Genomic DNA, 10,468 nt, shown 5'->3' on the forward strand with positions numbered 1-10,468 from the left:
TGGAAGATTGCAACTAAGATAGCAATTGACTAACAGGGCAGGTGAAAACTACAATAGGAGAAAAGGAGGAATTTCTATGCAGGCATTGTCAAAAGCAACACCAGGTGAAACCTATACCATTCAGTGGATGTTTGGTCAGCCGGAAGTGCTTGATTTCTTGCATAGCCACTCTGTAGATGAGGGGGAACGCATACAGCTCATCCAGAAAATGCGTGACTGTGTAATTATTGGGGCAAAAGACAGCAGATTTGCAATGGGAAATGAAATTGCAGACCGAATACAGGTGTAGGAAAATCGTATAAACGCGGGTGACGGCTTCCTTTTTTCTATCAAAGGTCCATAAGAATCTATTATGCTTCTTTCCAGTAATCCGGAGTTACATCCCTGCCTAAATCTTCTAACAATTTCCGGTCACTTCTTATGGTAGCGCAGGCAACAGTAGTCAGCATATTTCCGGTAATGGTTGCAGATGCACCAGCCTGAAAAGCAGTTTCGCCATCGTTGGTAAGCAGTGCACGGCCGGCAGCCAGACGGATATTTGCATCCGGATTGATATAACGGAAGAATGCAATGGTACGCAGAATATCATCTTCACTTAACTGCGGCAGATTTTCTAATGGAGTTCCCGGAATTGGCATTAAAGCATTGATTGGAATAGAATCAATTCCCAGTTCAGCTAAACTTACTGCCATATCCAGACGGTCTTCCCAGTTTTCGCCCATTCCGATAATACCACCGGAGCAGGCGCACATGCCTTCCGCTTTTACTTTCTTTAAAGTTTCAATTTTCATATCGTAGGTATGGGTGGTGCAGATATTTGGAAAATTCCGGCGTGATGTTTCTATATTATGATGATAGCTGGTAACGCCTGCCTCATGAAGGCGGTGCAGTTGTTCCTCATCTAAAAATCCCATGGAAGCACATAAATCGATTTTGCATTCCCGATGCATGGATTCAAAGGCGTGAATGGCTTTTTCAAACTCCGGACCGGTTAGTGCTTTTCCCGCAGTTACGATAGAAAATCGGTCAACGCCTTCGCTTTCGTTCATTTTGCAGGCTTTGATAATATCTTCTTCCGGCAGGAAGTCATATACTTCACAGTTGGTATGGTTATGTGCGGACTGGGCACAATATTTACAGTCTTCCGGACAGCGTCCGCTTCGTCCGTTTATGATAGAACATAAATCTACTTTATCTCCGATTCTTGCAGCACGTATTTTGTCGGCTCCTTCGCATAATTCCTTTAAATCGCAGGTAAGAAAAAAGGATAAATCATCCTCTCTCGTAATGCGTCGTCCGTCAATAATTTCCTGTGCCAGTGTCAGTGCATCCATGGTTTGTCTCCTTTGTATCTGTATGAATTTTACAGTTCTTTATGATAAACAAAAATCAATAGAATGTCAACCTGCAATAATACATAAGTTGACAATACAAAAACAGGAAAAACTGGTATAATGAAAGATAATGAGATGAAAAAGTAAAGAGAAAGGAATGGCAGATGAAAACATATAGAATCACAGATATTATTGAGGATGAATTCGGCTGTGAAGGACGGCCGGAAGGGGAAGAACCGATGGTTACGATTCTTCTGGTGGATGATACCGGAAAACAGCGCAGCATCCGTATGGCGGATAAGCTGGCTTATGAAAAGAAACTGGATATCGGAGCGGAAATGGAGCTGCCGGAAGAAGAGATAATGACATTAAACGGAAAAGAATATAAAGTGAAAAAACTGCTTGGAAAGGGGAAAGGCGGCTATTCCTATCTTGTGACAGATGGGGAGAAGGAATATGTCCTGAAACAGATTCACCATGAACCATGCAGTTATTATCAGTTTGGTAATAAGTTAGAGGCTGAAAAAAGGGATTATAAACGGCTTATGGAAATTGGAATTACCATGCCAAAGCTGCTTGATATCGATGAAACACAGGAACGCATTTTAAAGGAATACATTCCGGGAGACACTGTCTATCAGCAGGTGGAAAAGGACGCACTGCCGGAAATCTGCCTGCAACAGGTAAAAGAAATGTGCACAAAGTTATATGCTGCACATACAAATATTGATTATTTCCCTACAAATTTTATCCTGTGGCAAAATGTCCTCTATTATGTGGATTATGAGTGTAATGCCTATATGGAAGAATGGAATTTTGAAAACTGGGGAATCAAGTACTGGTCTAAGACAAAAGAATTCTTAGAATATGAACAGACTCATTAATAAAACTTAAGAGATTCTTAGAAATCTAAAATATTCATAAAAGGATTGCCGGGGACAAAATCTTTGTGATACAATAATCCAAAGCATAAAATACAATCCAGATAGCATTTTCTTTTATTCCATTCTGGCAGTCTTAAGCGTTATGACATTTCTGTATCTATCTATGCTTTTTATACCATCTATTAAATAAAAAGCAGGAGAAGTTACAGGAAAAGGAGTATGTAGCAGCTTCCTGCAAATCAAAGGAGGAACTACATATGACAAAGAAAGTACCAGCAGCAAACCGCAATTATAAGGATACGATTTTTCGTATGCTTTTTTCAGACAGGGAGTCACTTCTGTCACTCTATAATGCGGTAAACAAACGGAATTATACCAATCCCGATGACTTGGAAATTGTAACATTGGAAAATGCTATTTATATGGGAATGAAAAATGATCTGGCATTTATTTTAGACATGAATCTCTATCTTTATGAACATCAGTCCACAGTAAATCCCAATATTCCTCTTCGGGACTTGTTTTATATTGCAGCGGAATACCAGAAACTCATCGACCGGAAATCGTTATATTCATCTGCAATTCAAAAGATTCCGACTCCCGGCTTTTTTGTTTTTTATAATGGAATAGAGCCGTTAGAGGACTGTTGCATCAGCCGGCTGTCAGATGCTTTTTTACATACCGGAGCAGAACCGGCATTGGAACTGATTGTGACAACATTAAATATCAATGAAGGACATAATTGCGAATTAATGCAGCATTGCCGAAAATTAAAGGAGTATGCGCAGTATGTAGCAAAAGTCAGAAAGTATGCAGAGCAGCTTCCGTTGGAGGATGCTGTGGAACGAGCGGTTACAGAATGCATCCGGGAGAATATACTTGCTGATTTCCTAAAAAAGAATCGTGCGGAGGTAGTTGCGATGAGTATTTTCGAATATGATAAAGTGGAAGAAGAAAAGAAACTTCGCAAAGCGGAGTTTGAGGCAGGGGTGGAACAAGGTGAAAAGCAGGCATCTGTTAAAGCAGCAACCCGGATGCTCCAGATGGGCAGCTTTTCTTTGGAGCAGATAGCAGAAATTTCAGGATTATCTGTGGATGAAATCAAAGGATTAACAGAATAAATTTATTTAAAAATTAATGATAATATTTTTCAACAGGATAACCGGAACTTGGTTATCCTTATTTTTGTGCTATAATCCCGATTAGACACGACTAACTTGCGTGAAAGAAGGAGAACATGGAAATATGAAAAAGGAAACAAAGAAAACAATTGTTGAGTTTAAGGACGTAGTCCGTACTTATGGGGAAGGAGAAGCACTGCAATATGCAGTCAATCATGTGAACTTTACAATTAACGAGGGAGAATTTGTGGTGATTTTAGGACAGTCAGGAGCAGGAAAATCGACGGTACTAAATATGTTAGGGGGAATGGACCAGCCAACAGAGGGACAGGTTATCATTGATGGAGAAACTGTCTCAGAGATGAATGATAAACAGTTATCGGATTTCCGGGCAGATAAAATAGGATTTATTTTTCAGTTTTACAATCTGCTGCCAAGTCTTACAGCATATGAAAATGTAGCATTGACCAGAAGTATAGTAAAAGATGCAGAAGATCCGGGAAAAATGTTAGAGGCAGTTGGCCTTGCTGATCATAAGAATAAATTTCCAGCGCAGCTATCCGGTGGAGAGCAGCAGCGTGTCTCCATTGCAAGGGCATTATCCAAAAAACCACGGATTATTCTTGGAGATGAACCTACCGGAGCACTGGATTCAGAAACGGGAGTGATCGTATTGCAGCTGTTGCAGAAATGCAGCAGGGAAAATCAGGATACAGTCATTCTGGTAACTCATAACGCGGATATTGCAAAATGTGCAGATAAAGTCATTCGTATGAAAAACGGAAAAATACGTGAAATTGTGGAAAATGAACACCCACTGGATGTAGAGGAGGTGGAGTGGTAATGCTATTTCGCAAAATGCTGCGTGACTACAAGGCCAATTTTGGAGCCTTCTTTTCGGTTTTTCTGCTTGCAGCACTGGCAATGGCACTGTTCTGTACATTTGAAGGCCATGTTTTGTCACAGAAAGTTGCAAGAGAGAATTATCACAAAGAATGTAATCTTTCCGATATCTGGATGTATGGGGAGGGATTTTCCGGGGATGAACTGGATACGGTAAAAGCACTGGATTTTGTAGAAGATGCTCAGCTTCGTATGTCCGTGACCGGAAGTGCACCGGATTGTGATGGCGCGCAGGTGGATATTTATTTAGAACGTGAAAACCTTGTAGATACACCATATTATATTTCAGGAGAACCTTTTGATCCGACAGATACAGATGGTGTCTGGCTTGCCAATGCATTCGCAAAACTCCGGAACATTAAAGTCGGAGATGATTTTACCATTGAATACAACGGGATTACATTTACCAGAAAGGTAAAGGGCCTGATAGAGAGCGCAGAGTATGAATTCCGTGAGGCAGATGGCGATGCGGATATGTATCTTGAAAATATTGCCATTGCATATATGTCCTATGATGCATTTCCAATCCGCGATTATATAAATCACATGATTGATACAGGGAAAATCACCTGGAAGGATGTTAAGAAAAATACCATTGCTTTAGATGAAAAAGTAGAGCAGTTAAAAGAGGCAGGACTTACAGAAGATGACATTACCCAGGAAATGTTAGGTCAGATGATAGATAAAGTCAGCGACGAAAAGCTTGCCAAAATGATGCCGTATACCCAGATGATTATTGTAACCACCGATGGCGGCGGGCTTGCTCATGAAGAGGTTTTGGCAGAAAGCATCGACCGTGATTATTCAGCCATTGTAGACAGAAAATCCATTCCGGGACTGGTAAGATTAGACAGTGAATTAGAACAACATCAGTCATTTTCCTATTTATTTGTCATTATATTTGTGGGAATCGCAATTTTAGTAATTGCAACATCCATGGGAAGAATGGTAGAACAGCAGCGTACCCAGATAGGAACCATGAATGCCCTTGGTTTGAAACGGCATAAAATCATGCTGCATTATATCAGTTTCAGTCTTGTTGTTTCGGTAGTTGGAGTCGTTCTTGGACTGTTGGCAGGAACTTTGTGGGGAAGCCCGGCAGTCATTGGTATGTTTGCAAACTGGTATATCGTGCCGGGTCTGCATTCGGTATTCCATCCGATGTATTTTATCATTGCAGCAGGCATCGTGGCAGTATGTGTGCTTGCATCCTATATGAGCTGCCGGAAACTGCTTCGTATTAAACCGGCAGAAGCATTACGGCCGGCAGCACCGAAGAAAGGAAAGAACTGTATTTTTGAAAAATTGCCATTCTGGGAAAAACTTTCTTTTACCAGCCAGTATAATCTCAGGGATATTTCCAGGGCAAAACTGCGCAGCTTTATGTGTGTGATCGGAACAGCAGTAGGCATGCTGCTTATGGTATATGCGGTTGGCTGTAATGAGCTGCTGGGAAGCATGGTGGAAATCAATTTTAACCGTGTGAGTGCAGGCGAATATCAGATTAAATTCTCTGAGGATGCTAAGACGGAAGATGCAGATGCCATGGCGGAGGAACTGTATGGTGAAGTAGTGATGGTAAACCAGATAGAGGTGGCAAAGAAGAAAAATGCTCCATCAGAAGAAAAGAAGAAAGAGACCATCACAGTATTAGAAGGAAAGAATCTCTATAATATACTGGATTTAAATAATCAGGTGGAAAATCTGACGCCGGGAACCGTTGGAATCAGCCGTAAGCTGGCAGCCGACCTTGATGTAAAGGTAGGAGATACCGTATACTGGCATCTTTATACGAAAAATACCTGGTATGAAGCAAAGGTTGGAAACATTTACCGGAGCCTTGAGTCCCAGGGAATTGCATATTTTAGAGAAGATTATGAGAAAACAGGTGCGGAATATATACCAAGCTTTCTGATGACGGATGATAAAGCAGCAAAAGACAAGACCGACCTTGATTATGTAACCGGAGTAAACAGTAAGAGCGAAATGCAGGCAGCCTATGAAAGCAGTATGGAAATCATGAATATGATGGTAGGTATGATGGCAGTGTTTTCCATACTTATGATAGTTGTCGTATTATATAATTCCGGCGTACTTTCCTTTCGTGAAAGAGTAAAAGAATTTGCAACCTTAAAGGTATTGGGACTGCGTTCCTCTAAGATAAGAAGAATTTTAAGCATGCAGAATCTGTGGCTTAGTATCATTGGAATTATCATCGGAGCACCTCTTGGAAATGTTTCACTGAATGCCATGATTAATACCAATGGAGAGAACTTTGATTACAACCTGATGCTGGCACCGGTGGATTATGTGATAGCAGAAATTTTTGTTATGATTATTTCCATGCTGGTAAGCTTCATGTTCTCGAAACGAATCCGCAAGCTTGATATGGTTGAAATCTTAAAAGGCGTAGAATAACAGCAGATAATAAAACAAAACAGCAAGACCTTTTCTTTTCAGAACCCTTGTGGTATTCTGAGAGAAAAGGTCTTTTTATCAGTTTAAGAGGACAAATGAAAAATACAGGAGAGAGAAAAATGCCAGTTTTTGACTTTAGTAATGCACCGGGCGGGAAAAAGACAGAGTCCATATGCACTTATACAACGTTTCAGTCCAACGAGAAGGAGAAGACAGCAGAGGAGCCGATTCTTATACTGGACAATAAGAGCCGTCATTGGAAACATCATTCCGGTGGTGTGTTTGCAAACCAGAGCCAGCAGACTGCTTTTGAATTTAAAGAGGAAAGCGAGACTTACAGCGCAGATATTTTAAAAGTAGATGCACGTTTTGTCAGCCTGATTAAATGGCTGGGAGAAAATCATATCAGTGTGCGCCTTTCCGGAGAAAACCGGGAAGACGGGTATGCTGTATACAAGATTCGGGAGACAACCTTTGGTGCAGGAACCAAATTGTCGGCAGAGGATGGATTTTTACAGTTTATGATAGAGAGACTTCTTGCCAGCAGTGCACCGACAGAGGAAATGGACGAGGAAGAAGAGGATGAAAATGGAGATGATATGAAGCTGACCAGCTTACAGAGCATTTCCGATTTTATGACTTGCGCCGGCAGAACCATGCCGGATAATATCCGCCTCTGGGCGAGAAGAAACCTTGCAGTAGCACGCTCCCATGAGGTATCACCGGAGGAACGCCGTCATGCCCAGAGAGCATTGTCTATTATGATGAATATCCAGTGGAAGAGCAATTATTTTGAGGCAATTGATCCGGTAGAAGCAAGAAAGATTCTCGATGAAGAGTTATATGGCATGGAGAAAGTAAAACAGCGTATCATGGAAACCATCATTCAGATTAACAGAACCCATACCCTGCCGGCATATGGACTGCTTCTGGTGGGACCGGCAGGAACCGGAAAATCCCAGATAGCCTATGCGGTAGCAAGAATCTTAAAGCTGCCTTGGACAACACTGGATATGAGTTCCATCAATGACCCGGAGCAGTTGACCGGAAGCTCCCGTATCTATGCCAATGCAAAGCCTGGAATTATCATGGAAGCATTTTCCATGGCAGGAGAATCCAATCTGGTATTTATTATCAATGAGTTAGATAAAGCAGCATCTGGCAAAGGAAACGGAAACCCGGCAGATGTGTTGTTAACCTTGTTAGATAACCTTGGATTTACCGACAACTATATGGAATGTATGGTTCCGACCGTGGGAGTTTATCCGATTGCTACTGCTAACAATAAAGCCGATATCAGTGCACCGATTTTATCCCGTTTTGCAGTAATTGATATCCCGGATTATACATCAGAAGAAAAGAAGATTATCTTCTCCCGGTTTGCACTGCCGAAGGTATTAAAACGAATCGGCCTGCATCAGGGTGAATGTGTTGTAACAGAGGATGGACTGGATGCAATTGTAGAGCAGTTTAAGCATACTTCCGGTATCCGTGATTTAGAACAGGCAGCGGAACATTTAGCAGCCAATGCCCTTTATCAGATTGAAGTAGACCATGTGCCATCCGTAACCTTTGATGCTGAAAATGTGAAGAAGCTGTTTGTGTAAAAGTGATTGGTAAGGAGAATAAGGATGAGCGGATATTTAATCAAAGATACAACAAAAGAAGAACGTGAGGCAATTGTTGCAGAATCCTTGGGAAATATTTCTGCAACCTGCGATGGATGCAGTGCCGGAATCGTGGAAATGTATCAGGCATACATTGATGGAGAGAAGGAACTCCGGGAGATTAATATGGAATTCAATGCCCGGTATGTAAGCGGCATGGAAGGACCGGAACGCCGGGGATGCCCGATGGAATAAAGGCGGTTTACATAATATAAAGGAGAAGGAAAAATGAGCAAAGAAAAAACAGAATACAGATTTAGCGTGCATGCGGCACCGGCAGTGATTAACCAGGTGATTCAGAATTATCTGGCAGCCAACCAGTATGTACAGATGCCAAAGCCAAATGCCAATTATTATTTCTTTAATGACCCGTGGATGAAGGGAAAACGTTCTATAGAATATTACATTCATGGAACAGAAGTGATTGTGCTGGCATATATGGGAACTTTTGAGAAACCAAGAGGGCTGGAAGGCTTTGTAGGTGCCATTCCAAAGAAATCTTTCCGGGATGATTTAGAACCGCTGTTTGTAGAACTGCATCGCATTGATATGATGGGTATGGCACCACAGCAGGGAATGCCAATGCAGCAGGGAATGCCAATGCAGCAGGGAGCACCGATGCAGCAGGGCATGCCACCACAGCAGGGGTATATCCCGCCACAGAACAGTGCCAATCAGTTTGTGGAGAAATCCAGAAAGACAAGGGAGAACTGGACGATTGCAGGTTTTGTAATCAGCTTGGTGGGACTGCTGTTATCCTTCTTTGGTATTACATACGGAGCAATTATAATTGTGCTGGAATTCTGGTGTGGATTCCAGGGCTTACAGACGAAGAAAAAAGGACTTGCAATTGCAACCATTGTGCTGGCGGGAATCAGTGTACTGCTTTTAATTCTGTCAATCGTGTATACTGCAAGCCATCCGGTGAGAAGTTACAGATACTATTAAAAGGAAACGTAAAATAAAAGAAGAGAGGTGACGGAGATGAAAATAGCTGTATTACACGGAGCAATTATTAATGCCGGCGATTTTTTGATAAAGAACCGGGCAATTTCATTACTGAAATATTTTTATCCAGACAGTGAAATCGTGGAATATTATCGAAATCAGAGTCTGGAAGAAAAACTTCCAGAAATAAATGCCTGCGATATTTTAGTGTTTGCCGGTGGACCTGGATATTGTAATGGATTTTATCCAAGGATGGCACCAGTTACAGATGATTTAAATAAAATTAAAATCCCAGTTATGCTCCTTGGCATGGGATGGTGGGAACACAATTCAGATGTGGTCAGCCAGTATAGTTATCAATTTGAAGAACCTATGAGGGCACTGTTTCAGAAAGCAATGGAAAAAGGCCTGAAGATGGGATGCAGGGATATTGCAACCGTGAATGTATTGCGCAACAATGGTTACGATAATATAGCGATGACAGGTTGTCCGGCATGGTATGATTTGGAACATATTGGAATTACAAGATATACCGGAAAAGGGCTGACATCCAGTAGAAAAATCTGTATTTCGGATTGCGGAAACATGGCGAATTGGGGTCTGGCAGTAGAATTGACCCAGTTTGTAAGAAGATTCTTTGGAAACTGTGAAATATATTTTGTCTGCCATAGAGGCTTCCCGGATGCAAGGCTTGGAATAGAACCAATTATGAAGGAACTGAATGTGCATTTTATGGATATATCAGGCAGTGATGAAGGATTTAAAGTATATGATGACTGCGATTTGCATATCGGATTTCGTGTACATGCTCATATCTATAACCTTTCCAGAAGAAACCTCTCCATATTACTGGAAGAAGATGCAAGAGGAAGCAGCCTCAATGAAACATTGGGACTGCCTGAGATTAAGACAAAGTATCTTCAGGTAGAAAAAGGAGCATTACAGTACCATATCAATGATAAGATGATTTACCAGGTGGAGGATGCACTTCTTAATCTTGCAGAGAATCATTATTGCAGCATGGAAAATGCATATCGCATGATGAATCAGTATTTTGAAAATATGAAACGTCACATTTTATCCATTAAGGATATTATATAAGAATGAAAATAAAAGAGATAACCCCGGTGTCAGTGATATGTACCCTCTTTACTGGACAACCAGTAAGGAGGGTGTTTTTATGCGTTATAGTT

Annotated in this window: 10 protein-coding genes; 9 read left to right on the forward strand and 1 reads right to left on the reverse strand. The window is 41.3% G+C overall.

The window, feature by feature from the left end; all coding sequences use genetic code 11:
• Window positions 1–76 precede the first annotated feature (76 nt).
• Window positions 77–289 (forward strand): FeoA family protein, encoded by a 213-nt coding sequence (locus DXB39_RS11880; RefSeq protein ID WP_022244126.1) that lies wholly within the window; start codon window positions 77–79, stop codon window positions 287–289.
• A gap of 61 nt (window positions 290–350) precedes the next feature.
• On the opposite strand, the gene bioB is transcribed toward DXB39_RS11880, so the two are convergent.
• On the reverse strand, window positions 351–1,334 hold the full coding sequence (bioB, locus tag DXB39_RS11885; protein ID WP_117841947.1) for a biotin synthase BioB: 984 nt from the start codon (window positions 1,332–1,334) through the stop codon (window positions 351–353).
• A gap of 164 nt (window positions 1,335–1,498) precedes the next feature.
• Here bioB and DXB39_RS11895 point away from each other — a divergent pair, with 164 nt between their 5' ends.
• From DXB39_RS11895 to DXB39_RS11930, 8 genes are all read left to right on the forward strand, one after another.
• Complete coding sequence (locus DXB39_RS11895) at window positions 1,499–2,218, forward strand: hypothetical protein (protein WP_330416534.1); 720 nt, start codon at window positions 1,499–1,501, stop codon at window positions 2,216–2,218.
• A gap of 257 nt (window positions 2,219–2,475) precedes the next feature.
• Window positions 2,476–3,339 (forward strand): hypothetical protein, encoded by an 864-nt coding sequence (locus DXB39_RS11900; protein WP_117841948.1) that lies wholly within the window; start codon window positions 2,476–2,478, stop codon window positions 3,337–3,339.
• 124 nt (window positions 3,340–3,463) lie between these two features.
• Window positions 3,464–4,183: an ABC transporter ATP-binding protein gene (locus DXB39_RS11905; RefSeq protein WP_117841949.1), complete on the forward strand. Its 720-nt coding sequence runs from the start codon at window positions 3,464–3,466 to the stop codon at window positions 4,181–4,183.
• Window positions 4,183–6,660 carry an ABC transporter permease gene (locus tag DXB39_RS11910; RefSeq protein ID WP_117841950.1) on the forward strand — a complete coding sequence of 826 codons (2,478 nt, stop codon included), beginning with the start codon at window positions 4,183–4,185 and terminating at the stop codon, window positions 6,658–6,660. Before DXB39_RS11905 ends, DXB39_RS11910 begins: the two co-directional genes overlap by 1 nt.
• 119 nt (window positions 6,661–6,779) lie before the next feature.
• Complete coding sequence (locus tag DXB39_RS11915) at window positions 6,780–8,267, forward strand: AAA family ATPase (RefSeq protein ID WP_117841965.1); 1,488 nt, start codon at window positions 6,780–6,782, stop codon at window positions 8,265–8,267.
• 24 nt (window positions 8,268–8,291) lie between these two features.
• Entirely contained in the window at window positions 8,292–8,522 is a 231-nt protein-coding gene (locus tag DXB39_RS11920) for a hypothetical protein (RefSeq protein WP_022244117.1), read from the forward strand.
• Between the two features lie 33 nt (window positions 8,523–8,555).
• On the forward strand, window positions 8,556–9,275 hold the full coding sequence (locus tag DXB39_RS11925; protein WP_117841951.1) for a DUF4190 domain-containing protein: 720 nt from the start codon (window positions 8,556–8,558) through the stop codon (window positions 9,273–9,275).
• Between the two features lie 36 nt (window positions 9,276–9,311).
• Window positions 9,312–10,376: a polysaccharide pyruvyl transferase family protein gene (locus tag DXB39_RS11930; protein ID WP_117841952.1), complete on the forward strand. Its 1,065-nt coding sequence runs from the start codon at window positions 9,312–9,314 to the stop codon at window positions 10,374–10,376.
• The last annotated feature ends 92 nt before the right edge of the window (window positions 10,377–10,468 follow it).

Source organism: Roseburia sp. OM03-7AC (assembly GCF_003462625.1).
GTDB lineage: Bacteria > Bacillota > Clostridia > Lachnospirales > Lachnospiraceae > Roseburia_C > Roseburia_C amylophila.